This window comes from Aeromonas sp. Y318-1 (genome assembly GCF_027706125.1).
Lineage (GTDB): Bacteria > Pseudomonadota > Gammaproteobacteria > Enterobacterales > Aeromonadaceae > Aeromonas > Aeromonas hydrophila.
This window is the reverse complement of sequence record NZ_JAPDCM010000001.1, coordinates 465,443-490,745: the sequence shown is the minus strand read 5'-3', so window position 1 is coordinate 490,745 and position 25,303 is coordinate 465,443. Positions and strand designations below refer to the sequence as shown.

The 25,303-nt window shown below is 58.6% G+C and carries 18 protein-coding genes; 8 read left to right on the top strand and 10 right to left on the bottom strand.

The genetic code is table 11. The annotated features are described in order from the left end of the window. The first annotated feature begins 52 nt into the window (after positions 1 to 52). The 3 genes from uvrB (at position 53) to OKB87_RS02155 (ending at position 3,141) form a co-directional block, all read left to right on the top strand. Positions 53 to 2,065, top strand: a complete 2,013-nt coding sequence (gene uvrB / locus OKB87_RS02165) for an excinuclease ABC subunit UvrB (RefSeq protein ID WP_270826286.1) — start codon at positions 53 to 55, stop codon at positions 2,063 to 2,065. After that, positions 2,062 to 2,331 carry a YkvA family protein gene (locus OKB87_RS02160; protein WP_270826284.1) on the top strand — a complete coding sequence of 90 codons (270 nt, stop codon included), beginning with the start codon at positions 2,062 to 2,064 and terminating at the stop codon, positions 2,329 to 2,331. Before uvrB ends, OKB87_RS02160 begins: the two co-directional genes overlap by 4 nt. Before the next feature lie 156 nt (positions 2,332 to 2,487). Further along, positions 2,488 to 3,141: a DedA family protein gene (locus tag OKB87_RS02155; RefSeq protein ID WP_011706279.1), complete on the top strand. Its 654-nt coding sequence runs from the start codon at positions 2,488 to 2,490 to the stop codon at positions 3,139 to 3,141. A gap of 87 nt (positions 3,142 to 3,228) precedes the next feature. Here OKB87_RS02155 and dsbB read toward each other — a convergent pair whose 3' ends face one another. Continuing rightward, on the bottom strand, positions 3,229 to 3,750 hold the full coding sequence (gene dsbB / locus OKB87_RS02150) for a disulfide bond formation protein DsbB (RefSeq protein WP_016350563.1): 522 nt from the start codon (positions 3,748 to 3,750) through the stop codon (positions 3,229 to 3,231). Positions 3,751 to 3,835: 85 nt separating this feature from the next. Further along, positions 3,836 to 5,416 (bottom strand): Na(+)/H(+) antiporter NhaB, encoded by a 1,581-nt coding sequence (nhaB, locus tag OKB87_RS02145; RefSeq protein ID WP_016350564.1) that lies wholly within the window; start codon positions 5,414 to 5,416, stop codon positions 3,836 to 3,838. Between the two features lie 333 nt (positions 5,417 to 5,749). Between nhaB and fadR the strand changes: the two genes are divergently transcribed. After that, on the top strand, positions 5,750 to 6,463 hold the full coding sequence (gene fadR / locus OKB87_RS02140; protein ID WP_016350565.1) for a fatty acid metabolism transcriptional regulator FadR: 714 nt from the start codon (positions 5,750 to 5,752) through the stop codon (positions 6,461 to 6,463). A gap of 64 nt (positions 6,464 to 6,527) precedes the next feature. On the opposite strand, the gene OKB87_RS02135 is transcribed toward fadR, so the two are convergent. The 4 genes from OKB87_RS02135 to OKB87_RS02120 form a co-directional block, all read right to left on the bottom strand. Continuing rightward, positions 6,528 to 8,045, bottom strand: a complete 1,518-nt coding sequence (locus tag OKB87_RS02135; protein ID WP_011706275.1) for a SpoVR family protein — start codon at positions 8,043 to 8,045, stop codon at positions 6,528 to 6,530. A gap of 10 nt (positions 8,046 to 8,055) precedes the next feature. Then, a complete protein-coding gene (locus tag OKB87_RS02130) occupies positions 8,056 to 9,327 on the bottom strand; it encodes a YeaH/YhbH family protein (protein ID WP_016350566.1) in 1,272 nt (423 codons plus the stop codon). Between the two features lie 23 nt (positions 9,328 to 9,350). Further along, positions 9,351 to 11,273: a PrkA family serine protein kinase gene (locus OKB87_RS02125; protein ID WP_011706273.1), complete on the bottom strand. Its 1,923-nt coding sequence runs from the start codon at positions 11,271 to 11,273 to the stop codon at positions 9,351 to 9,353. 565 nt (positions 11,274 to 11,838) lie between these two features. Next, positions 11,839 to 13,767, bottom strand: a complete 1,929-nt coding sequence (locus OKB87_RS02120) for a RecQ family ATP-dependent DNA helicase (RefSeq protein WP_270826283.1) — start codon at positions 13,765 to 13,767, stop codon at positions 11,839 to 11,841. A gap of 337 nt (positions 13,768 to 14,104) precedes the next feature. Here OKB87_RS02120 and sstT point away from each other — a divergent pair, with 337 nt between their 5' ends. Continuing rightward, positions 14,105 to 15,355, top strand: coding sequence for a serine/threonine transporter SstT (gene sstT / locus OKB87_RS02115; protein WP_270826282.1), 1,251 nt, complete (start codon positions 14,105 to 14,107; stop codon positions 15,353 to 15,355). Between the two features lie 419 nt (positions 15,356 to 15,774). Here sstT and OKB87_RS02110 read toward each other — a convergent pair whose 3' ends face one another. The 3 genes from OKB87_RS02110 to pabB all read right to left on the bottom strand — a co-directional run bounded on the left by OKB87_RS02110 (position 15,775) and on the right by pabB (position 19,189). Continuing rightward, entirely contained in the window at positions 15,775 to 17,073 is a 1,299-nt protein-coding gene (locus tag OKB87_RS02110) for a serine/threonine transporter (protein WP_011706270.1), read from the bottom strand. A 215-nt stretch (positions 17,074 to 17,288) separates the two neighbouring features. Further along, positions 17,289 to 17,855 carry a CoA pyrophosphatase gene (locus OKB87_RS02105; RefSeq protein WP_016350570.1) on the bottom strand — a complete coding sequence of 189 codons (567 nt, stop codon included), beginning with the start codon at positions 17,853 to 17,855 and terminating at the stop codon, positions 17,289 to 17,291. A gap of 47 nt (positions 17,856 to 17,902) precedes the next feature. Next, entirely contained in the window at positions 17,903 to 19,189 is a 1,287-nt protein-coding gene (pabB, locus tag OKB87_RS02100) for an aminodeoxychorismate synthase component I (RefSeq protein ID WP_270826369.1), read from the bottom strand. 296 nt (positions 19,190 to 19,485) lie between these two features. On the opposite strand from pabB, the gene OKB87_RS02095 reads away from it, so the two are divergent. Beyond that, entirely contained in the window at positions 19,486 to 21,009 is a 1,524-nt protein-coding gene (locus OKB87_RS02095; RefSeq protein ID WP_024944465.1) for a fumarate hydratase, read from the top strand. Between the two features lie 382 nt (positions 21,010 to 21,391). On the opposite strand, the gene OKB87_RS02090 is transcribed toward OKB87_RS02095, so the two are convergent. After that, positions 21,392 to 21,880: a cell division inhibitor gene (locus OKB87_RS02090; protein WP_167825033.1), complete on the bottom strand. Its 489-nt coding sequence runs from the start codon at positions 21,878 to 21,880 to the stop codon at positions 21,392 to 21,394. A 233-nt stretch (positions 21,881 to 22,113) separates the two neighbouring features. Between OKB87_RS02090 and OKB87_RS02085 the strand changes: the two genes are divergently transcribed. Both OKB87_RS02085 and OKB87_RS02080 read left to right on the top strand, forming a co-directional pair. Continuing rightward, positions 22,114 to 22,311 carry a DUF4250 domain-containing protein gene (locus OKB87_RS02085; RefSeq protein ID WP_005300391.1) on the top strand — a complete coding sequence of 66 codons (198 nt, stop codon included), beginning with the start codon at positions 22,114 to 22,116 and terminating at the stop codon, positions 22,309 to 22,311. Between the two features lie 385 nt (positions 22,312 to 22,696). Next, entirely contained in the window at positions 22,697 to 25,171 is a 2,475-nt protein-coding gene (locus tag OKB87_RS02080; protein ID WP_041217444.1) for a glycogen/starch/alpha-glucan phosphorylase, read from the top strand. The last annotated feature ends 132 nt before the right edge of the window (positions 25,172 to 25,303 follow it).

The window sequence follows — 25,303 nt, the reverse complement described above, 5'->3', positions numbered from 1 at the left end:
ACCCCATCTCGGAGTACACTTCTGCTCTTGCGTTTTTTTGCCGGGAGTCGTCATGAGCAAGTTATTCCAGCTGGCCAGCCAGTTTCAACCCGCCGGGGATCAGCCAAGGGCCATCGCCCAGCTGCTCGATGGCATCGAATCCGGCCTTGCCCATCAGACCCTGCTCGGGGTAACCGGCTCGGGCAAGACCTTCACCATGGCCAACGTCATCGCCACCCTCAATCGCCCCACCATGATCCTGGCTCCCAACAAGACCCTGGCGGCTCAGCTCTATGGCGAGATGAAGGAGTTCTTCCCCGACAACTCGGTGGAGTATTTCGTCTCCTACTACGACTACTACCAGCCGGAAGCCTATGTGCCGACCACCGACACCTTCATCGAGAAGGATGCCTCCATCAACGATCACATCGAGCAGATGCGGCTGTCGGCCACCAAGGCACTGCTGGAGCGCCGTGACGTGGTGATCGTCGCCTCGGTGTCGGCCATCTACGGTCTGGGGGATCCGCAAGCCTACCTCAGCATGATGCTGCACCTGAAAGTAGGGGACCTGATCAATCAGCGGGATATCCTGCGCCGTCTCGCGGAGCTGCAGTACACCCGCAACGACATGGCCTTCCAGCGCGGCACCTTCCGGGTGCGGGGGGAGGTGATCGACATCTACCCCGCCGAATCGGACAAGCTGGCCCTGCGGGTGGAGCTGTTTGACGAGGAGGTGGAACGCCTCTCCCTGTTCGATCCGCTGACCGGCGCCATCGAGCAGACGGTGGTGCGCTACACCATCTATCCCAAGACCCATTACGCGACCCCGCGCGAGACCATCCTGGGGGCCATCGAGCACATCAAGGAGGAGCTCAAGAGCCGCCGTGAGCAGCTGTTGTCGCTGGGCAAGCTGGTGGAGGAGCAACGCATCAGCCAGCGTACCCAGTTCGACATCGAGATGATGCAGGAGCTGGGCTACTGCTCGGGCATCGAGAACTACAGCCGTTACCTCTCCGGTCGCGCGCCCGGCGAGCCGCCGCCCACCCTGTTTGACTATCTGCCGGGGGATGGCCTGCTCATCATCGACGAATCCCACGTCACGGTGCCGCAGATTGGCGCCATGTTCAAAGGGGACAGATCCCGCAAGGAGACCCTGGTGGAGTACGGCTTCCGGCTCCCCTCTGCGCTCGACAACCGGCCGCTCAAGTTCGACGAGTTCGAGGCGCTGATGCCGCAGACGGTGTTTGTCTCGGCCACCCCTGGCCCCTACGAGCTGGAGAAGTCCGGCGGCGATGTGGTGCAGCAGGTGGTGCGCCCCACCGGCCTGCTGGACCCCGAGATCGAGGTGCGGCCGGTCACCACCCAGGTGGACGACCTGCTCTCCGAGATCCGCAAGCGGGTGGCGGTGGAGGAGAGGGTGCTGGTCACCACCCTCACCAAACGGATGGCGGAGGATCTGACCGAATACCTGGCGGATCACGAGGTGCGGGTGCGTTATCTGCACTCCGACATCGACACCGTCGAGCGGGTGGAGATCATTCGGGACCTGCGCCTCGGCAAGTTCGACGTGCTGGTGGGGATCAACCTGTTGCGAGAGGGGCTCGATATGCCGGAGGTCTCGCTGGTGGCGATCCTGGATGCGGATAAAGAGGGTTTCCTGCGTTCCACCCGCTCCCTCATCCAGACCATCGGCCGGGCGGCGCGTAACCTCAACGGCAAGGTCATTCTCTACGGGGATACCATCACCAACTCCATGCAGGTGGCGATCGAAGAGACCGAGCGGCGCCGTGCCCTGCAGCACGCCCACAATCAGGAACACTGCATCACCCCGACGGGGCTCAACAAGTCGGTGGGAGATGTGATGGACATGGGAGGCAGTCGCAGTGCGGGCAAGAGTGGGCGGGGCAGTCGCAAGGCCGCCGAGCCGCAAGGGGAGTACCATGCCCGCTCCGCCAGCGAGATCAGCAAGGAGATCAAGCGGATGGAAGAGCAGATGTTCCAGCATGCACGGGATCTGGAGTTCGAGCAGGCGGCAGCGCTGCGGGACCAGATCCAGCGGCTGCGCAACGAGTTGATCGAGAGTTGAGTGCCTTGCCGGGTGCCCGACGCTGGCTGATCTGGCGGCGTTTGCGCCGCCTCTATCGGGGTTTTCGCCACCCCGGTACCCCCTGGTGGGCCAGGGGGCTGGTGATCCTGGTCCTGCTCTACGGCATCAGCCCACTGGATCTTATCCCCGATGTGGTGCCATTCGTTGGTTGGCTCGACGATGCGACCCTGCTGCTGCTCCTGTTGTGGGGTTGGGAGTTATGCCTGCCCGGTGCTGTGAGGGCGGTGCTCGCCGAGCAGGAATAGAGCACCTTGGCCGTGGCCGCTGCATCGCCATCGATTTGATGAAAAGTGTCATGCCGGTTGTGTTTGGGCGTGATAAGAAAGAGCATGGTGGGGGAGATTGTGGCGCTCAATGCATTGGCGTAGACTCCACGCCGTTCACTTTATGGGTATGAGAAAATGGATCTGATCCTGTTTGCGATTGATTTTATCCTGCACGTCGACGTGCACTTGAAAGAGCTGTTTGAAAACTATGGGATCTGGGTTTACGCCATCCTGTTTCTGATCATCTTCTGCGAGACCGGACTGGTGGTAACCCCCTTCCTGCCGGGTGACTCCCTGCTGTTTGCCGCCGGTGCGCTCACCGTGGGCAGCGTGCTGGATGTGCATACCCTGGCCGCCGTGCTGATCATCGCCGCGGTACTCGGCAACGTGGTGAACTACACCATAGGTCACTTCTTCGGCGAGCAGCTGTTTCGCAATCCTGACTCCAAGATCTTCCGGCGGGATTACCTGGACAAGACCCATGCCTTCTACGCCAAGCATGGCGGCAAGACCATCATCATCACCCGCTTCCTGCCCATCGTGCGCACCTTCGCGCCCTTCGTGGCGGGCATGGGCGCCATGACCTACCCGCGCTTCCTGGCGTTCAATCTGGTGGGCGGTCTGTTGTGGGTCCTTTCATTCGTCTATGCCGGCCACTTCTTTGGCAATCTGCCGGTGGTGCGTCAGAACTTTACCCTGCTCATCTTCGGCATCATCGGCATTTCGCTGCTGCCCATGGTGATCGGCATGGTGAAGGCCAGAATGAACGCCAGCAAGGCGGCTTCCTGAGCACCCTGCCACCTGGCTGATGAAGCAAAATGACATAAAAAAGAAGGGAGCCACTGGCTCCCTTCTTTTTTTGTACTGCTATCGGGCTTAGCTGCAGCAGCGACCCTTGACCAGATTGCCGATGGCCACCACGACGAACACCAGCAGGTAGGCGGCGAAGATGGCCACCAGCCACTGAGGCATGGAGAAGCTCAGGAACTGCCAGGTGACCTCGCTGCAATCGCCATCCGGGTAGAACATCCAGGGGATCCACTGATCCAGCGGCGCCCAGCTCGGGAAGTCGACAAAACCTTCGCAGACGTTGAAGGGGGAGGGATTGACCTGATAATCCACATGCTTGAGCGCCAGTTTCAGGCCCCAGAAGGCACTGGAGCCCCACAACAGCAGAGCGCTCCAGCGCACGTACCATTTCTGCGGTGCCACCATGCCGAGCAGCCCTGCGGTGAGGACTCCCAGCGTGGCGATCCGCTCATAGACGCACATGACGCAGGGATGCAGTCCCAGCACATGCTGGAAGAAGAGGGCGCTCAACTCGAGGAACAGGGCAGAGGCTGCAAGCAGACTCCAGGCCAGGCGATGGGCGGCAATACGGCGCAGAAACTCTATCATCTGGTTGATCTCACAGAAAAAACAGTGGCTGAATTAGAGCAGAGCAGGGGCCAAAAGGAAAGGGCCCGCATGGGCCCTTATGGTATCAATGCAGGGCGGGCAGCACCGCCGGCGTGACGTTGTCGAGCACCAGCCAGCCAGCCTGATAGAACCAGTCGGTAAGCGGCCCGAGCAGTATCTCCACCGAGAAGAAACCCACCAGTCCCAGCACCAGGGTATAGGGCAGCGCCATCCACACCATGCGCCCGTAGGAGAGGCGCAGCAGCGGTGCCAGCGCCGAGGTCAACATGAACAGGAAGGCGGCCTGGCCGTTGGGAGTAGCCACCGACGGCAGGTTGGTCCCAGTGTTGATGGCCACGGCCAGCAGCTCAAACTGTTCGCGGCTGATGGCGTTGTTGAGCAGCGCCGTCTTCACCTCGTTGATGTAGACGGTACCGACGAAGACGTTGTCACTGACCATGGAGAGCAGGCCGTTGGCCAGATAGAAGAGCGCGAGCTGGGCGTCCGGCTCGGCGGCCAGCACCCACTGGATCACCGGTTTGAACAGCTGCTGATCGATGATGACGGCGACCACGCTGAAGAAGACGGCCAGCAGGGCGGTAAAGGGCAGCGCCTCCTGGAATGCCTTGCCGAGGGAGTGCTCCTCGGTGATGCCGGTGAGCGAGGTGGCCAGCACGATGACCGACAGGCCGATGAGGCCCACCGCCGCCAGGTGCATGGCCAGCCCCAGGATCAGCCAGAGGGCGATCGCTGCTTGTACTATGAGCTTGGCCTTGTCCTGAGCAGTACGTCCGGCCTCTTCATAGCGGTTGTAATCTTCCATGATGCGGCGTACCGCGTCCGGCAGCTTGGCGCCGTAGCCGAACCAGCGGCACTTTTCGACCAGAACACAGGTGAGCAGGCCACAGATGAACACCGGCACCGTGACCGGAGACATGCGAATGGCAAACTCGCCGAAGTTCCAGCCCGCCTGCTCGCCGATGATGAGGTTCTGCGGTTCTCCTACCAGGGTACAGACACCGCCGAGGGCCGTCCCTATGGCGGCATGCATCATCAGGCTGCGCAGGAAGGCGCGAAAGTCGTCCAGATGTTGGCGATTGAGTTCGTTGACGGCGTCATCATCGGTGTGATCGTGCGGGTTGCCGAACTCCTTGCCGGAGGAGACCTTGTGATAGATGGCGTAGAAACCGGTGGCGACGCTGATCACCACGGCGATCACGGTGAGGGCGTCGAGGAATGCTGACAGGAAGGCGGAGACTAAACAAAATGCCAATGAAAGCAGGGTCTTGGAGTGGATCCGGATCAGCAGCTTGGTAAACACATAGAGCAGCAGCTGCTTCATGAAATAGATGCCGGCCACCATGAAGACCAGCAGCAGCAGTACCTCGATATTGGCCACCAGCTCATGCTTGACCTGCTCGGCCGAGGTCATGCCGATCAGCACCGCCTCAATGGCCAGCAGGCCGCCAGGTTGCAGCGGATAGCACTTGAGCGCCATGGCCAGAGTGAAGATGAACTCGACGACCAGCAGCCAGCCGGCGATGAAGGGATCGAGGTAAAAGGCGATCGGGTTGATCAGCAGGAATAGAAGAATAGCGGCCTTGTACCACTGGGGCGCATTGCCCAGAAAGTTCCTGGCAAAGGCTTGCCCTAAGCTGATTGGCATAATAGTGGGTCTCTGTGTTGTGGTTGGTATCTGCGTCTATGCAGTCAAGACAGGCTCGACCAGAACATCCGGATGTTGTCCCTTATCAGATTGATTCCTCATGATTTTAATCAAAAAGAGCATTAACTATAAATAACATAGTCGGCCTTGCCCACGAGATTGGCCGTTTTATCGCCAATCGATGGGGTTGGCTGACACCCATTGCAGGAATCAATACATATTTTTAACAAAATGGCCTGCTTATGTGAGCAGAGGACCGACCTTCTGCTTGCCAGCCCTCCCTGCTTTGCTATTATTCGTGAGCCTTTTTACGTACTACAACAGAGTCACTACATGGTCATAAAAGCGCAGAGCCCTGCAGGGTTTGCCGAGGAATATATCATCGAGTCCATCTGGAACAATCGCTTTCCTCCAGGATCCATCTTGCCGGCCGAGCGTGAGCTATCCGAGCTAATTGGTGTGACTCGAACCACCTTGCGTGAAGTGCTGCAGCGTCTGGCCCGTGATGGCTGGCTCACCATTCAGCATGGCAAACCGACCAAGGTGAACAACTTCTGGGAAACCTCGGGCCTCAACATTCTTGAGACCCTGGCCAGGCTGGATCAGGACAAGGTGCCGGATCTGGTAGCCCAGCTGCTGTCGGCGCGCACCAACATCTGCACCATCTTCATTCGTGGCGCGATCCGCAACAATCCGGAGCAAGCCGCCGAGATCCTGCGCGGTGCCGACGCGGTAGAGAACTCCCCGGAAGCGTATGCCGAGTTTGATTATCGCCTGCACCACCAGCTCTCCTTTGCCTCCGGCAACCCGATTTATGCCTTGATCCTCAACGGCTTCAAGGGGCTGTATAGCCGGGTTGGTCGTTACTACTTCTCCGACAAGCAGGCCCGTGAAGCAGCCGATGCCTATTACAAGACCTTGCTGAACCTGGCCGAGACCAAGAATCACGAGGCCGTGTTCATGACGGTACGTCAGTACGGCATCGAGTCAGGCAAGTTGTGGACCCGTCTGCGTCAGGACATGCCGAGCAATCTGTGCGACAACTGATGGTATTCTGATGCAAGAAAAACGCGCCGAATGGCGCGTTTTTTTATGGTGGATGGCTGCTTGCTCAAGCCGGTTTTTTCTCCGGGCAACGCCCGATGATATCGGCAGGCAGTTCACCATTGTCCTGTTCCAGCACCACATCGAATCCCCACAACTGGTGCAGATGCTTGAGCACCTCGTGCCGGGAGTCACCCAATGGGATCCGGTTGTGCGGCACGTAGCGCAGCGTCAGCGAGCGATCGCCCTTCACTGCCACATTGAATACCTGGATGTTGGGCTCCAGGTTGCTCAGGTTGTATTGGGCCGACAGGGTATTGCGCACCTGGCGGTAGCCCTCGTCATTGTGGATGGCGGAGACCTTGAGGTAGTTCTTCAGATCGTCGTCATCAATGGCGAACAGCTTCATGTCGCGCATCACCTTGGGGCTGAGGAACTGGCTGATGAAGCTCTCATCCTTGAAGTTCTGCATGGCGAAATGCAGGGTATCGACCCAGTTGCTGCCGGCGTAATCGGGGAACCAGTATCTGTCCTCCTCGGTCGGGTTCTCGCAGATGCGGCGCAGATCGGTAAACATGGCAAAGCCGAGGGCGTAGGGGTTGATCCCCGAGTAGTAGCGGCTGTTGTAGGGGGGCTGGTAGACCACGTTGGTGTGGCTGTGCAGCACCTCAATCATGAAGCGATCGCTGATCTTGCCCTCGTCATAGAGGTGATTGAGGATGGTGTAGTGCCAGAAGGTGGCCCACCCTTCGTTCATCACCTGGGTCTGCTTTTGCGGATAGAAGTACTGGCTGATCTTGCGCACGATGCGCACTATTTCGCGCTGCCAGGGTTCCAGCAGAGGGGCATTCTTCTCGATGAAATAGAGAATGTTCTCCTGTGGTTCAGCCGGGTAGCGTCTGTCTTCCACCCCGGAGGCTTTGTGCTGCTTGGGCAGGGTTCGCCACAGCTCGTTGACCTGGGTCTGCAGATAGTCTTCCCGTGCCTTCTGGCGCCGCTTCTCTTCGGCCAGCGAGATCTTCTGGGGCCGCTTGTAGCGATCTACCCCGAAGTTCATCAAGGCATGGCAGGAGTCGAGCAGCTTTTCCACCGCATCGATGCCGTGTTTCTCTTCACACTCGGTGATGTAGTTCTTGGCGAACAGCAGATAGTCGATGATGGAGGAGGCATCGGTCCAGGTCTTGAACAGGTAGTTGTTCTTGAAGAAGGAGTTGTGGCCGTAGCAGGCGTGGGCCATCACCAGTGCCTGCATCGGCATGGTGTTCTCCTCCATCAGATAGGCGATGCAGGGATCCGAGTTGATGACGATCTCGTAGGCCAGCCCCATCTGGCCACGTTTGTAGTTGCGCTCGGTGTGGATGAAGCGCTTGCCGAATGACCAGTGCTGATAACCGATGGGCATACCGACGCTGGAGTAGGCATCCATCATCTGCTCTGCCGTGATCACCTCGATCTGGTTGGGGTAGGTATCCAGTCGATAGAACTTGGCGACCCGAGCTATCTCCTGATGGTAAATGTCCAGCAGGTCGAAGTTCCAGTCCGGGCCATCGTCCAGCGGTGCGACTTTTCTTGCGGTTTCTACCATATGACCTCCCTCACGCCGCTTGCTTCTTGAACAGCTCCCGGAATACCGGATAGATATCCTCTACCTTGCGAATGTGCTCCATCGCGAAGTGGGGGAACTCGCTGGCGACCGATTCATATTCGTGCCACAACGTCTGGTGGGCACGGGTGGTGATCTCGATATAGGAGTAGTACCGCACTCGCGGCATGATGTCCCGCGCCAGGATCTCCCGGCACTGTGGCGAGTCGTCGGCCCAGTTGTCACCATCCGAGGCTTGCGCCGCATAGATGTTCCACTGATGGGCAGGATAACGCTCGTTGATGATGTCGTTCATCATCTTGAGGGCGCTGGAGACGATGGTGCCACCGGTTTCCTGGGAGTAGAAGAACTCATGCTCATCCACCTCCTTGGCCTGGGTATGGTGGCGGATATAGACCACTTCGACGTTTTTGTAGGTCCGGCTCAGGAACAGATAGAGCAGGATGTAGAAGCGCTTGGCCATCTCCTTGGTGGCCTGATCCATGGAACCCGACACGTCCATCAAGCAGAACATCACCGCCTGGCTGGAGGGGACGGGCCGCTTGACGAAGTTGTTGAATTTGAGATCGAAGGTGTCGATAAACGGCACCGCGTCGATCCGTCTTTTCAGCTCCCTGATCTCCTTCTCGAGCTGAGCTATTTCGGCAAAGTGTTCATTTGGATCTGCCGCCAGCAGGGCCAGCCTGTCTTCCAGCTCATGCAGCTGGCGCTTCTTGCCGGCCTGCAGCGCCATCCGACGGGCCAGCGAATTTTGCAGCGAACGCACCACGTTGATGTTGGCGGGCACCCCGTTGGAGGTGTAGCCCGCCCGGTAGGTTTTGACTTCCATCAGCTGGTTGAGCTGAGTCTTCTGCAGTCGCGGCAGCTCGAGATCTTCAAACAACAGATCGAGATACTCATCCTTGGAGATCTGGAAGACAAAGTCGTCCGCTCCTTCTCCCTGGTTGGAAGCCTGCCCTTCGCCAGAGCCTTGACCGCCGCCTCCTCCCTTGGGGCGGTCAATCTTGTCGCCGGAGACGAACTGGTCATTGCCGGGATGCACCATCTCCCGTTTGCCGCCTTGCCCCTGATGGAAATGGGGCTCGCCGATATCCTTGGTCGGGATACTGATGCTCTCGCCGGTGTCTACGTCCTGAATGCTGCGCTTGGAGACAGCATCAGAGACCGCTTGTTTGATCTGCTTCTTGTAGCGGCGGATGAAGCGCTGCCGATTGACAGCGCTTTTGTTTTTGCCGTTGAGCCTGCGGTCGATAAAATGCGCCATAACTCCCCCTTGAACAGTCAGGGTCAGGATGACTTGCGTACCCTGAGATACCATTCGGAGAGCAGTCGCACCTGTTTGCGGGTGTAGCCTTTCTCCATCATCCGTTCGACAAAGTTATCGTGCTTCTTCTGCTCCTCGGCTGAGGTTTTGCTGTTGAAGGAGATAACCGGCAGCAGCTCTTCCGTATTGGAGAACATCTTCTTCTCGATCACGGTGCGCAGCTTCTCGTAACTGGTCCAGTTGGGGTTACGGCCTGCATTGTTGGCCCGGGCACGCAGCACGAAGTTGACGATTTCGTTGCGGAAATCTTTCGGGTTGCTGATCCCGGCTGGTTTCTCAATCTTCTCCAGCTCGCTGTTGAGCGACGCGCGGTCAAACAGCTGGCCGGTCTCGGGGTCACGGTACTCCTGATCCTGGATCCAGAAATCAGCGTAGGTGACGTAGCGGTCGAAGATGTTCTGACCGTACTCGGAGTAGGACTCGAGGTAGGCGGTCTGGATCTCTTTGCCGATGAACTCCACATAGCGCGGGGTCAGATAGCCCTTGATGAACTCAAGGTAGCGATCATGCAGCTCTTGCGGGAACTGCTCGCGTTCGATCTGCTGCTCCAGCACATAGAAGAGGTGTACCGGGTTGGCTGCCACTTCCGCGTGGTCGAAGTTGAAGACGCGGGAGAGGATCTTGAACGCGAAGCGGGTCGACAGGCCATTCATCCCTTCATCCACCCCGGCGTAGTCGCGATACTCCTGATAGCTCTTCGCCTTGGGATCCGTGTCTTTGAGGCTCTCGCCATCATAGACCCGCATCTTGGAGTAGAGGCTGGAGTTTTCCGGTTCCTTGAGGCGTGACAGCACGGAGAACTGTCCCAGCAGTTCAAGGGTGCCCGGGGCGCACTTGGCATCGGTCAGCTCGCTGTTGACCAGCAGCTTCTCGTAGATCTTCACCTCTTCCGACACGCGCAGGCAGTAAGGCACCTTGACGATGTAGACCCGGTCGAGGAAAGCCTCGTTGTTCTTGTTGTTACGGAACTGCTGCCACTCGGATTCGTTGGAGTGGGCCAGCAGGATGCCGTCGAAGGGCAGGGCGGAGAGCCCCTCGGTCCCGTTGTAGTTGCCCTCCTGAGTGGCAGTCAGCAGCGGGTGCAGCACCTTGATGGGCGCCTTGAACATCTCGACAAACTCCATGATCCCCTGGTTCGCCTTGCACAGCGCGCCCGAGTAGGAGTAAGCGTCGGCATCATCCTGGGCAAAGTGCTCCAGCATGCGGATATCCACCTTGCCGACCAGCGAGGAGATGTCCTGGTTGTTGTCATCGCCCGGTTCGGTCTTGGCGATGGCGATCTGGTCGAGGATGGAGGGATTGACCTTCTCCACCTTGAATTTGGTGATGTCGCCACCAAACTCGTGCAGTCGTTTGGCGACCCAGGGGGACATGATGGGGCGCAGATAACGGCGCGGAATGCCATACTCCTTCTCCAGAATTTCGCCATCTTCTTCAATGTCGAACAGGCAGAAGGGGTGGTCGTTGACCGGTGAACCCTTGATGCGATAGACAGGCACTTTTTGCATCAGGGATTTGAGCTTCTCTGCCAGCGAGGATTTACCACCGCCAACCGGCCCCAGCAGATAGAGGATCTGCTTCTTCTCTTCCAGGCCCTGAGCCGAGTGCTTGAGGTAGGAGACAATCTGTTCGATGGCCTCTTCCATGCCGTAGAAATCTTTGAAGGCGGGATAGCGTGCCACGACGCGGTTGGAGAAAAGGCGACTGAGTCTGGGATTGACCGAGGTGTCGATCATTTCCGGTTCGCCGATGGCGACCAGCAAACGCTCGGCGGCGGAGGCGTAGCAGGATTTGTCCTGCTTACACATATCCAGAAATTCCTGGATGGTGTATTCCTCTTCCCTGGCTTTCTCATATCGCTGTTGATAATGCTCGAAGATGCCCATAACTTTGCCCTCGTTATAGTCGCTTACCCTGAAAAGAGTGGATCACTACTTTTGTTCTGTTTACCTCATTAAGCCTAGTCAACAGCCCCCAGTAATCCATCACCAACTATTGGTTTAAATTTGCAAGGGTACTTCCCGACCCAATGCGGGAAGGCGCAATCAGTGACACACCTATGTTACTGACTGTTAAATTATTTTTGCCACGATAGTGAGGTAAATGTCAAAGATATAAAAAATAAATGTTTGTCGGAAAATGGAAATGACATCGAGTTTATTTGAGATACTGGCTGCAGCACAGACGGGGCAAGGGGCAGGGCGTAGACGAGACGAAATGGTATTACGTTTACGTGCACGGAAAGTGTTTTGTTTGGTGTTTTAGCTCTAATTTTTACATTGACGCTACATTGCGACTGCTCTAGATTGGCCCTGTGTCAGGCAGTCAGCGCTTTAGCAAGAGAGTGGCTGGTTGCTGATACAAAGCTCTGTTTAAGCACGTTTCCGTTGGCTTGACCCTCGCAGATGCGAGGGTCTTATTTTTTTGGGCTCCACCCGATGGTTAAGTCGCTTATCCCTCTTGGCCAGCGGCATAAATGTTGGATACTGCCGCCAGCACATCGGCAAAGGGGTGGGACGCCAGCTGGCCGAATCCAGCCAGGCTTCTGGCCTTGAGTCGGGTGGTGAGCGGGGTGGTGATGCCGCACAGGAAACGTGTCAGGATGCGGGGATCCCGGCTATGACACAGGGCCACCAGCGGATCGCACCAGGCTCTGAGCCCCTGTTCATTGGGGAGTATCCGGCTGGGTAAGGAGGGAAGCTGCGCCACCTCTCCCCGACAGACCGAGCAGTGCCCGCAATGGGTGGGCGCGGCCTGATCGGCAAAGTAGCGGGCCAGCTCATGGCTCAGGCAACTGCTGGAGGTAAAGAAACCCAGCAATGCCTGCAGACGCGCCAGCTCGCTTTGTTCTTTCTTTTCAAACAGCCCGTGCAGCTGAGCGGCCAGCGGTGCTATGTCCAGATCTTGTTGCTGCACCCGATAGACCTCGGTCATCTTCTTGCTCTCCAGCTCAATCCAGCCTTGCTGCTGCAGATAATCCAGCGCGGCAGCGGCCCGCGACCGTTCTCCCTGATAACCCTGCCAGAGCGCCTCGAAGTCCATGGTGCACCAGCTACGCGCTTGCGGGGCACTGGCGAACACTTGCTCCAGAAACTGGCGTCGCGCCGGATTGAAACGGGCCAGGATGTCGGCCTTGTCCAGCACGAACTTGAAGCGGTACTCGGCAAAATAGCTGTAGGCCGGCGCTATGATGCCCGCCATCTCCAGGTAGACCAGCAGGGTCTTGAGCGGCAACTGGCGGATATTGGTGTCGTTGGAGAGGCGCAGCAAACCAAATTCCCACTCGCTGCCGCTTTGCTGCAGGATCTCGAGCAAGGTGACGATGGCCGCTCTGTCCGGGGTGTCGCCATAGACGAAGTTTTCCAGCACCGGCAACTGGCTGCGATTGGCCAGTACCATGCAGCGGGAAGGCAGACCATCCCGGCCGGCGCGGCCTATCTCCTGACTGTAGTTTTCGATGGATTTGGGCAGATCGTAATGGATCACCCGGCGAATATCGGCCTTGTCGATCCCCATGCCGAAGGCGATGGTCGCCACGATGCAGTCCAGCTTGCCGGCCATGAAGTCGTGCTGGATCTGACTGCGCAGGGTGGCATCGAGCCCTGCGTGATAGGCGCGCGCCCTGATCCCGGCTTGTTGCAAGCGGGCGGCGCACTGCTCTGCAGTGTGCTGCAGGGTGACATAGATGATGGTCGGTGCGGCGGGATCACGAGCCAGCTCGGCATGCAGCCAGCTATCGCGAGCCTCGTCAGGCAGCGGTACCACGGCCAAGTCCAGGTTGGCGCGATAAAAGCCGGTGACGATGAGCCCCTCATCCTCGATCTCGAATTTGGCCTGCATGTCGGCCATGACCGCCGGGGTGGCGGTGGCCGTCAGCAGCAACACCTGCGGGATCTGCAATTCACGGCGGTAATCCGGCAGCTTGAGATAGTCGGGGCGAAAGTTGTGGCCCCACTCCGAAATGCAGTGGGCTTCGTCCACCACCAGCATCGACAGCGGTACCTGCTGGATGAAACGGCGAAAGCGCTCGTTCTTGAGCCGCTCTACCGAAATCATCAGGATCTTGAGTTGGCCATCGCTGGCCTGCTGCATCACCCGGCGGCTCTCTTCTGGCGTCAGGCTCGAGTCGAGGGTGGCGGCGGCGATCCCCTTGCTGCGAAGGAAGGCGAGCTGATCGTGCATCAGCGCGATCAGCGGCGAAATTACCAGGGTCAGATGGGGCAGGGCAAGCGCTGGCAACTGATAACAGAGGGACTTGCCGGAGCCGGTGGGGAAGATGGCGGCGGCACTCTGGCCAGCCAGTAATCGGCTGATCACCGCCTCCTGTCCCGGTCTTAACCGATCGAAGCCGAAGTGACGGGTCAACAGGGATGAGATCATGGCAGGGCTCCAGCGCAAAAACCGTCATGATACCACCGCCGGGGAGTGTCTGGATGGCCAAGCGAGGTAAAACGGCATCCATTTGAATGCTGTTGATATTGTGTTATCGCATTGTTGTGGTTTTTTTGTGAGGTAAACCGGATATTTTTCAGTGATTATATGGAAAAAAGCGGTTGCAGATGGGATATTCCTTGTCCGCAACCCCGTGTGTTACCGGACAGGCTCAACAGAAGGCTTGCCGGGGCAGATGACGCCAGCCGTGACATGGGTGTCGCCTGGCGTAGCGGTTGCCAACAGGACTAATGATTCACGCACTTCGGTGCTCAGGGACTATTTGATGACACAACAACACCCCCTCGTAAGACTGGTCAACAGTACCAGCCTGGTTAGCCAGATCCTGGTCGGTCTGGTCTTCGGTATCCTCCTTGCCATGTTCATGCCGGAATGGGCCAAAACGGCGGGTCTGCTCGGCAGCCTGTTCGTTGGCGCCCTGAAGGCGGTGGCCCCGCTGCTGGTCTTTGTACTGGTCATGGCGGCGATCATCGGCCACAAGCAGGGCCAGAAAACCAACATGAAACCGATCCTGCTGCTCTATCTGCTGGGGACCTTCCTGGCTGCTGCGGTCGCCGTCGTGGCTAGCTTCCTGTTCCCCTCCAACCTGCATCTGGTGGCCAACAGTGCCGAGATCACCCCGCCGGGCGGCATCACAGAGGTACTGCAGACCCTGCTGTTCAATGTGGTGACCAACCCGATCAAGGCGCTGCTGGATGCCAACTACATCGGCATTCTGGCCTGGGCCATCGGTCTTGGCATCGCCATGCGCCACGCCAGCGAGGGGACCAAGGCGGTGATCACCGACCTGTCCCACGGGGTTTCCACCATCGTGAAAGCGGTGATCCGCTGCGCGCCGCTTGGCATTCTGGGCCTGGTTGCCTCCACCCTGGCGGAAACCGGTTTTGACGCCCTGTTCGGCTATGCCCAGCTGCTGGTGGTGCTGATCGGCTGCATGCTGTTCATCGCCTTCGTGGTCAACCCGCTGATCGTGTTCTGGAAGATCAAGCGCAACCCCTATCCGCTGGTGCTGACCTGCCTGAAAGAGAGCGGCGTGACCGCCTTCTTTACCCGCAGCTCCGCCGCCAACATCCCGGTCAACATGGCGCTGGCCGAGAAGCTGCGTCTGCCGGAAGACACCTATGCGGTCTCCATCCCGCTGGGTGCCACCATCAACATGGCCGGTGCCGCCATCACCATTACCGTGCTCTCCATGGCGGCGGTACACACCCTGGGGATGGAAGTGGATCTGGCCACCGCCATTCTGCTCTCCGTGGTCGCTACCATCAGTGCCTGTGGCGCATCCGGCGTGGCCGGCGGCTCCCTGCTGCTGATCCCGCTGGCGTGCAGCCTGTTTGGTATCAGCAACGACATCGCCATGCAGGTGGTGGCCGTGGGCTTCATCATCGGGGTACTGCAGGATTCTGCAGAGACGGCTCTCAACAGCTCCACCGACGTGCTGTTCACCGCCGCGGCCTGCATGGCCGAAGATGAAACCCTGCTGGATGCCTCGCCGGTGCCCAACAGCGAAGCCTGATAGCACCGTCTTCACCGCACTGAAAACGCCCTCATTCGAGGGCGTTTTTTTATTGTCTGGCAGTCTGGGGGCTGGTCCGGCCCATATCTACAGAGGCTGAGGGGAGCAGGCTGAAGTGGGTACCGCAGGCACATCAAGAGCCCGGAGGAACGCATTGGCAGGCAGGCTGTCTGGTACCGGCTTGTATAAGGCTGCCCGCGCTCCGGGTCGACCATTGTCGGTTACCGTTCGAGGGGCGATGATGAGAGAAAGGGGGGAATCGTCGGCATGGGGAGCAGGGCCGGTGTTTTGCGAGTGGCGCGTCGGCCAACATGCCTGTGCATGCTCGCCTGCTTGAGAGCCATCATCCGCTGCTGTTGGCACTATAAAAAAATGCCAGCCGGTTACCCGGCTGGCATTGTTGCTGGTATGGCCGAGTGTCAGCCGAGCAGTTGGTAGAGGATGGCGGAGATGGCCGTCATCCCCATCACAGCCACGAAGACGTTGCTGATATGGCCCTGATACTTCGCCATGGCCGGCACGCGCTTGATGGCGTACATCGGCATGATGAACAGGATGGTGGCGATGATGGGGCCGCCCATTGACTCGATCATGCCGAGGATGGAGGGGTTGATCACCGCGGTGCCCCACAGGGTCAGGATGAAGAAGGCGATGATGAACATCTCGACCTTCTTGTGGTTCGGCTCCTTGCCGGACTTGCGCAGGTTCTGGACGATCATCCCCTTCAGGCCTTCGCGGGCACCCAGGTAGTGGCCGAAGAAGGAGGATACGATGGCCACGAACGCCACCAGCGGGCCGAAGTAGGAGATGATGGGACTCGCGTGCTGGTTGGCCAGGTAGGAGAGCACGGCGATGTTCTGGGACTTGGCTTCTGCCAGTTGCGCCGGGGTCAGGCTCATCACGCAGGAGAAGACGAAGAACATCACGAAACCGAGCAGGATGGTGGCGGTGCGCTTGAGAATGGCGTCAGACTTCTCGACCGCGTGCTCGCCATGATCGCGGCGCTGAGCCAGCGAGAAGCTGGAGATGGCCGGGCTGTGGTTGAAGGAGAACACCAGCACCGGAATGGTCAGCCACAGGGTGATGGCAAAGTCCTTGCCGGACGGCATCTGGGAGAGGGCCGCGCCGGTCCAGTCCGGGATCAGGTAGAAGGAGATCCCCACCAGGATGGCGATGAGCGGGTAGACAAGGAACTCGGTCACCTTCAGCATCAGTTTTTCACCGGCCAGCATCACCGACATCATGCCCATGATCAGCACGATGGAGAGGATCCAGCGCGGGGGCGCCGTCATTTGCAACTGGTTGACCATGAAGCTCTCAACCGTGTTGGTGATGCCCACCCCGTAGATCAGCACGATGGGGTAGATGGCGAAGAAGTAGAGCAGGGTGATCAACTTGCCGGCACCCACGCCGAAGTGCTCTTCCACCACCTCCGTGATGTCGGCATCGGGTCTGCTGGAAGAGAGCACGAAGCGGGCGAGGCCGCGGTGGGCTAGGTAGGTCATGGGGCCGACCAGCAGCGCCATCACCACCAGTGGCCAGAAGCCACCCATGCCGGCGTTGATGGGCAAAAACAGAATGCCGGCGCCGACGGCGGTGCCGAACAGGCTGATCACCCAGCTGGTGTCTTGTTTGGTCCAACCACGCGATTGGATGGAGCGGGTTCCTTGCTCCTGTGAGGTCGCAACGTCCTGTGCGCCGGTGACAGTATTAGACATGTGTCTCACCCCGAATTGTGGTTTTTATTGAATCGGCGCAAGGATACGGTTTTTTTAATCAAAAATGTTGATCAAATTCACCTTTATGGGGCTCAACCCCGCATTCTTTTGTGGAAATGTGATCGAAAGAAGAATTAATCAATTATTTTTTATAAAAACCCACGTTAGTTTAATGTTAATGCGCAAATGTTGCGCAATCTTTTGTAGGCAAAATGTTATATGGCAAGTTGCCGGGAGAGTTGGCGTATCATGCTGGCGGTGGCGCCCCAGATGAAGTGGTGTTGCCAAGGGATCCAGTAGATTGTGTGCAGGTGATCGGCTCTGGGAATGGTGAGCGCGATATGGTGGCGTGGATCCAGCAGGTGGTTGAGCGGCACCTCAAAAGCCTGGTCGACCTCGTCCCGGCTCAGGGTGAGCTGATAGTCGGCCGTGACCAGCCCCAGCACCGGCAGCACGTCGTATTGGGAGACGGTGTTGAGGGGGGTGAGGGTACCCAGCACCTCTATCTGGGCAGGGACGATGCCGAGCTCTTCCTGGGTTTCCCGCAGCGCCGTGTGGATCAAGTCCCGGTCGTCCGGATCCTGTCTGCCACCGGGGAAGCTTATCTGCCCTGCGTGGTGGCGCAGGTGCGGGCTGCGCCGGGTCAGCAGCAGTTGCAGGCCGTCGGCCCGCTCGACCAGCGGCAGCAGCACGGCGGCGGGCTTGAGCCCGGCCACCGTCAGCCGGTGGGCGGGGGCGGGGCGTTGCAATAAAAAGCGGGTCAGCAGTTCGGCACGGTCCATCTCGATTCTTCTTCGCTCCAGTTGCTGTGATCCATTTTGTCAGGTTTTCAACGCAGTGTGTCCAGCAGCGGCAGAATGCGGGCCACCTTGTCATAGGTTTCCTGATATTCGTCGTCCACCTCGGAGTCGGCAATGACGCCGCCACCGGCCCAGCAGTGGAGCTGGCCCTGTGCGGCGATCAGGGTGCGGATGCAGATGCTGGTATCCATCCGGCCGTGCTGGCTCAGATAGCCGATGCTGCCGCAGTAGGCGTTGCGCCGCTGGGGCTCCAGCTCTTCGATGATCTCCATGGCCCGGATCTTGGGGGCGCCGGTGATGGAGCCGCCGGGGAAACAGGCGCGCAGTAGGTCCACCGCCTGCCACTGAGCGTCCAGCTCGCCGTGGATGGTAGACACCAGGTGATGCACCGCCGGAAAGGACTCTACCGCAAACAGGCTGGGTACGCTGACCGAGCCGGGTCGACTCACTCGGCCGATGTCGTTGCGCAGCAGATCCACGATCATCAGATTCTCCGATCTGTCCTTGTCGGCGCCAGCCAGCTCCAGGGCACTGGCCTGATCTTGCTCCGGGTCGGCCAGTCGCGGGCGGGTGCCCTTGATGGGCTTGGTCTCGATATGGCGCTGATCGAGCAGCAGGAAACGCTCGGGGGAGAGGCTCAATATGGCGCCCTGCGGCAAGCGCAGGAAGGCTGAGAAGGGGGCGCGGTTGGCTTGGGACAGCGCCTGATAGGCCTGCCACTCGTCGCCCCGATAGGGCGCGCTGAAGCGCTGGGTCAGGTTGATCTGATAGCAGTCCCCTGCGGCCAGATAGGCCTGGACCTTGGCAAACTTGTCACCGTATTGCGCGCGGCTCATGTTGCTCTGCCATCTTCCCTGCAAGGCAAAGGGCTCAGTGGCGGTTGCCTGCTGCGCCTCAAGCCACTGCAGGCGGCGGGCAAGGCCGGCCTCATCGCCCCAGTGCACCAGCTGCCACTGGCCCGTTGCCACGTCCCGCAGCAGGGCCCAGTCATAGATGCCGACCGCCATGTCCGGGATGGTCACGTCACGGGCGGCCAGGCACGGCAAACGCTCGAAACGGCGGCCCAGATCATAGCCAAACAGGCCGAGTGCACCGCCGATGAAGGGCAGGGGCGTCGCCTGATTGATGACCTCTCCCAGCAGGGCGTGTTGGCGTTGGGCCAGCAGCGTCAACGGATCATCTTCACGGGATTCGTGCTGATCACCCTGCGCGATGCGGGTCAGCGCTCCCTCGGTCTGCAAAGTGGCCAGCGGATCGGCGGTGATGATGTCAAAGCGGTTGTCTGCTCCCAGCGGGCCGGCGGATTCCAGCAACATGGCCCAGGGCAGATGATGAAGGCGTGCGAACAGGGCATGGAGCGCCGTCTGGTGATCAAAATGGTGGATATGCAGCGTTGGTTTCATTTTTTGTTACACAGGCAACAGTTTACAGCCTGCTCCCTAGCCGGTACGGGGGTGGCAAGCGTATCATAGCCGCCGGAATTTTTAGAAAAAACACGCCGTTGTCTTATCGGGCCGACAGGCAAGTCGCCTGGCACCACCCCACCGAAGCACGGCTCATATGGAAGCCCTTGCTCTGCATCGCGCCGGAGACAAGGACCAGTGAGGATGATATGAGCATCATTAAAAAACAGGATTTTATCGATTCCATCGCCGACGCCCTGCAGTACATCTCCTACTACCACCCCCTCGATTTCGTGCAGGCCGCCAAGGCTGCCTATGACCGCGAGATCAACCCGGCCGCCAAGGACGCCCTGGCCCAGATCCTGATCAACTCCCGCATGTCCGCCGAAGGGCATCGCCCCCTGTGTCAGGATACCGGCATCGTCACCTGCTTCGTCAAGATCGGCATGCAGGTGCAGTGGGACAGCGACATGACGGTGCAGGAGATGGTGGATGAGGGCACCCGCCGTGCCTACACCAATCCGGACAACCCGCTGCGCGCCTCCGTGCTGGCCGACCCTGCCGGCAGTCGCAAGAACACCAAGGACAACGCCCCGGCCGTGGTGCACATCGACATGATCCCGGGTGACAAGGTGGAAGTGAGCATCGCGGCCAAGGGCGGCGGTTCCGAGAACAAGTCCAAGATGGTGATGCTCAACCCCTCCGACGACGTGGTGGAGTGGGTGCTCAAAACCGTGCCGACCATGGGCGCCGGCTGGTGTCCACCGGGCATGCTGGGGATCGGCATCGGCGGTACTGCCGAGAAGGCGGCCGTACTGGCCAAAGAAGCCTTGATGGAGCATATCGACATCCAGGAGTTGATCGCCCGTGGTCCGGAGACCACCGAAGAGAAGCTGCGGGTCGAGCTCTATGACAAGGTCAACAAGCTGGGGATCGGTGCCCAGGGGCTCGGCGGTCTCACTACCGTGCTGGATGTGAAGGTGAAATCTGCGCCGACCCACGCGGCCTCCAAGCCGGTGGTGATGATCCCCAACTGCGCGGCGACCCGTCACGTGCACTTCGAACTGGATGGCTCCGGCCCGGCCGAGCTGACCCCGCCGAAGCTGGAAGATTGGCCGGAGATCACCCGCTCGGCCGGCGGCAACGTGCGCCGTGTCAATGTCGACGGCATCACCAAGGCAGAGCTTGCCAGCTGGAAGAGCGGGGATACCGTGCTGCTCTCCGGCAAGATCCTGACCGGTCGCGATGCTGCCCACAAACGCATTGCCGACATGCTGAAAAAAGGCGAGGGGCTGCCGGAAGGGGTCGATTTCACCAACCGCTTCATCTATTACGTCGGCCCGGTCGATGCCGTGCGTGATGAAGTGGTCGGCCCGGCCGGCCCGACCACCTCCACCCGGATGGACAAGTTCACCGACATGATGCTAGGTGAGACTGGCCTCATCGGCATGATCGGCAAATCCGAGCGAGGCCCCAAGACGGTCGAGAGCATCAAGCAGCACCAGGCTGTCTATCTGATGGCCGTCGGCGGCGCCGCCTATCTGGTGGCCAAGGCCATCAAGAAGGCGCGGGTAGTGGCCTTTGCCGATCTGGGTATGGAAGCCATCTATGAGTTCGAGGTGGAAGACATGCCGGTGACCGTGGCGGTGGACTCTCAGGGCAACAATATTCATGAGACAGGCCCGGCTTACTGGTCCGCCAAGATTGCCGAGCTCGATGGCAAGCTGGCGTGAGCGAAAGCTGTTTGATGGCTGTTCACTCGCGGTCTTGAGGCTTTCTTCGAGGCTCAACGTGAACTGACGCGGCACGTGACCGTCATGAATGTAGCCGCCATACAGCAGCCGTCATAACAGACAGAACGAAGGCGACCCCAGGGTCGCCTTCTCTTTTGGCCTGCGTGCAGTCGCATGAGTGCCAACTGCCAACTGCCAACTGCCAACTGTGCTCGGTGCGAGGGGTTTTCCGGCCTCCACTTCCGTCTGTCGGCAGGCACTTGCCTGATGGCTGCAGGGCTCTTGTCACTGAGTGATCGCTGGGCTGTTCAGCGCCAACCGAAAAGCCCGTTCAACTCTCCAGCTCATACTACAAGGCGCCTCCTCACACTCTTGGCACCAGTCAGTGGTTGAGATAGACATCCTGCCCGCCATAGACCAGTGAACCACTGTGGACAGGAGAGGATGCGGCCGGCTCGAAGAAACGGGTCAGAACCCCGCAGCGTTGTCCCAACTTGCTCAACTTGGCGCGATCCAGCATGACCTGCTCCGGTAGCCAGGTCAGCACGGCGGCGCAGCGGCCGTTGCCCAGACTCTGTTCCAGCGTCCGCTGCCAGTTTTTGATCTTGGGGCTGTGCACCACCAACACCCTGGCGGGATTGATCCCTTGAGCCTGCAACTGCTTGGCTACCGGCAGGCCGGGTGGCGCGATCAACAGGATCCAGCCGGTATCGCCATGGCTCAGTCTCACCAGCTCATCAAGCAGCGGGGCTTCATGGGCAATCGTTGCGCTATAACGCTCATCATCCATGTTGCCTTGATGCCGGGTGGGCCAGGGATTGCTCATACCGGCTGAGGTGGTGATCGGGTACTGACTCATGGGCTGGCTCATATGTTTGTCCTGTATGAATAACCATGCTGTATACACATACAGTAGTTGCTGTTGATGCCAGTGACAAGCCATTTGTGCACTAAAATGTGATCGAATTGGCAGTAATTGAATCTATGCTATTGATTGTAAAGGTTATTTATTTGATGTTGGCGGTGGGTGTTTTTTAGCCTATGGACAAAGCAGGAGGGGACGCCCATGGTTATACAGTATGTCTTGCACAGAGGAGAGATGAGATGGACGTCAGCACCTTGCAACGACTGGATGCCAATATCCTGCTCGGGATCATCAATGAGAAGCTGCGGCTGGAGTGTGACGGGCTGGAAGAGTTGTTGGCCTACTACGACATGACGGAGGATCAGCTGGCTACCCGCTTATTGCAGATAGGCTATCACTATGACCCTATGAGCAACCAGTTCAAGGCCCATGGTTGACCCGCAGAAATCAACCGCACAGCCTTGGCCTTTGCTTTTCATGAACAGCGCACATTGAAATCGTTTTCAATGTGCGCTGAATTTTCAGTTATTTTCAAGGATTTTCAGCACTTGGCAATCATTGAAAACCTATTCACGTATTTATATTTTCATGAAGACATTAACTGTATGATTTTTAATGAAATTAAAGATTCATAATGGTAGGTTTCAGGAAAGGGTTTTCAAGCTTGAACTGTCATTTTTATGCGTTAAAGTGTGACTTGCGTTAACTTTTAAACCAGCGGCTTTAGCTAGTATGCCCACGCCGGAACATATTCTGAGATAACAACAGCGCCGGTCCCTGATGGGATAACAATTTATTATTCTGTAACGAAGGAAATGGTTTATGGCTACCAAGAAGAAGACAGACCAGGATCTCCAACTGGATAAAGATCAGCTCAAGGCGAGTATCGTGCGTCACCTGCGTTCTACCTTGGGTACAAGCGAACAGAAAGCCTCGCCAGAAGCGTGGTGGAAAGCGACCGCAGCCGCCGTCAACGAACAGGTGTACGAGCGCCTGACCCGCACTCAGCAGACTCACTTCAAGAAAGATACTCGTGCGATTCACTATCTCTCTGCTGAATTCCTGATGGGGCGTCTGACCTCCAACAACCTGCACAACCTCTCTCTATACAAAGTTTGCGAAGAGGCGCTGGGTGAACTCGGTCTGGAGCTGACCGACCTGTGTGAACAAGAGCCCGACATGGCGCTCGGTAACGGCGGTCTGGGCCGTCTGGCCGCCTGCTTCATCGATTCCCTGGCGACCCTGAACTACCCGGCGGTCGGTTATGGTATCCACTACGAGCACGGCTTGTTCCGTCAGGAGATTCAGGATGGTCGCCAGATTGAGCGCCCCGACTCCTGGCGTGAATATGGCAACCCCTGGGAGATCTGCCGCCCGGAATCCGTGCAGGAGATCCCGCTCTATGGCTATGTCGAGACCGTGTTTGGTGACAACGGTGGCCTCAAGAAGGTGTGGCACGCTGGCCGTAAGATCAAAGGGGTGCCTTGGGATATCCCGGTGGTCGGTTTTGGCGGTCATACCGTCAACATCCTGCGCCTGTGGGAATCCCGCGCCTCCGAGTTCTTTGACTGGGACGTGTTCAACGCCGGTGGCTATATCGATTCCCAGGCGGAGAAAGCCCAGGCCGAGACCATCTCCAAGGTACTCTATCCGAACGATGAGACCGATGCGGGCAAAGAGCTGCGCCTGATCCAGCAGTACTTCTTCTGTGCCTGCTCCATCAAGGACATCATGCGTCGCTACAAGCGGGTGCATGGCGCTGACTTCAGCAACTTTGCCGCCCAGATTGCCATCCAGCTCAACGATACTCACCCCACCGTCGCCATCCCGGAACTGATGCGGGTGCTGGTGGACGAAGAGGGGCTGACCTGGGACGCGGCCTGGGCCATCAGCTATCAGGTCTTCTCCTACACCAACCACACCCTGCTGCCGGAAGCGCTGGAGAAGTGGTCGGTCAGTCTGTTCGAGAAGGTGCTGCCCCGTCATCTTGAGGTGATCTACGAGATCAACGCCCGCTTCCTGAGCGAGCTGGTGGAGCCCAAGTGGCCGGGTAACGATGCCATCAAGGCCAAGCTCTCCATCATCGAAGAGGGTGATGTGCGCAAGGTGCGCATGGGCAACCTGTGCGTCATCGGCTCCTCCAAGGTCAACGGCGTGGCCGAGATCCACTCCAAGCTGGTGAAGGAAGACCTGTTCCCCGAGTATGCCGAGCTGTGGCCCCAGAAGATGTGCAACGTCACCAACGGGGTGACCCCGCGTCGCTGGCTGTTGGCCTGCAACCCGGAACTGGCCGAGCTGTACAATGAAGTGGTGGGCAAAGAGTGGCCGCTGCAGCTCGACAAGCTGCGTAGCGTGGTCAAGTTTGCTGACGACAAGGCATTCCAGCAGCAGTTCATGACCATCAAGCGCCACAACAAGGAGAAGCTGGTCAAGGTGATCAAGGCCGAAACCGGCATCGAGGTGAGCTCGGAGGCGATCTTCGACGTCCAGATCAAGCGCCTGCATGAGTACAAGCGCCAACAGCTGAACCTCATCCATATCATGGCGCTCTATCGTCGCCTGCTGGCCAACCCGGACTATGACATGCACCCGCGGGTGTTCATCTTCGGCTCCAAGGCGGCGCCCGGTTACAAGCTGGCCAAAGACATCATCTACGCCATCAACAAGCTGGCGGAACGGGTCAACAACGATGCGCGCATCCAGGGCAAGCTGAAAGTGGTGTTCATGCCGAACTACCGCGTGAGCCTGGCCGAGAAGCTGATCCCGGCGGCTGATGTCTCCGAGCAGATCTCCACCGCCGGCTATGAAGCCTCCGGTACCGGCAATATGAAGATGGCGCTCAACGGTGCCATCACCATCGGTACGCTGGACGGCGCCAACATCGAGATCGCCGAAGAGGCGGGAGCCGAGAACTGCGCCATCTTCGGTCTGAACGTGGACGAGGTGAAGGCATTGAAGGGGCGCGGCTACAACCCGTACGACTTCTACTATGCCAACTCCGAGCTCAAGGCCGTGCTGGACTGGTTTGATACCGACTACTTCACGCCGGGTCGTCCGGGCGAGCTCTCCTCCATCAAGCGCTCCTTGCTGGAAGGGGGGGATCCCTACCTGACCCTGGCAGATTTCGCCTCCTACTCGGAAGCCCACAAGCTGATCGATAGCTGGTATCGGGATCCGGCCCTGTGGGCGAAGAAGGCCATCATCAACTCGGCCACCATGGGCAAGTTCAACTCCGATCGTTCCATCCAGGACTATGTGGATCGCATCTGGCAATTGAAACCCTGCAGCATCGGCTGATCAGATGGTGAATCAGCAAACCCCCGCTATGCGGGGGTTTTTTATTTTGCGTGGGCGGTTTTGGTTATGGGGGATTGCGGAAAAGAGAGCACAAGAGAAAACGTCAAACACCTACCTTCACCATACGGCTCT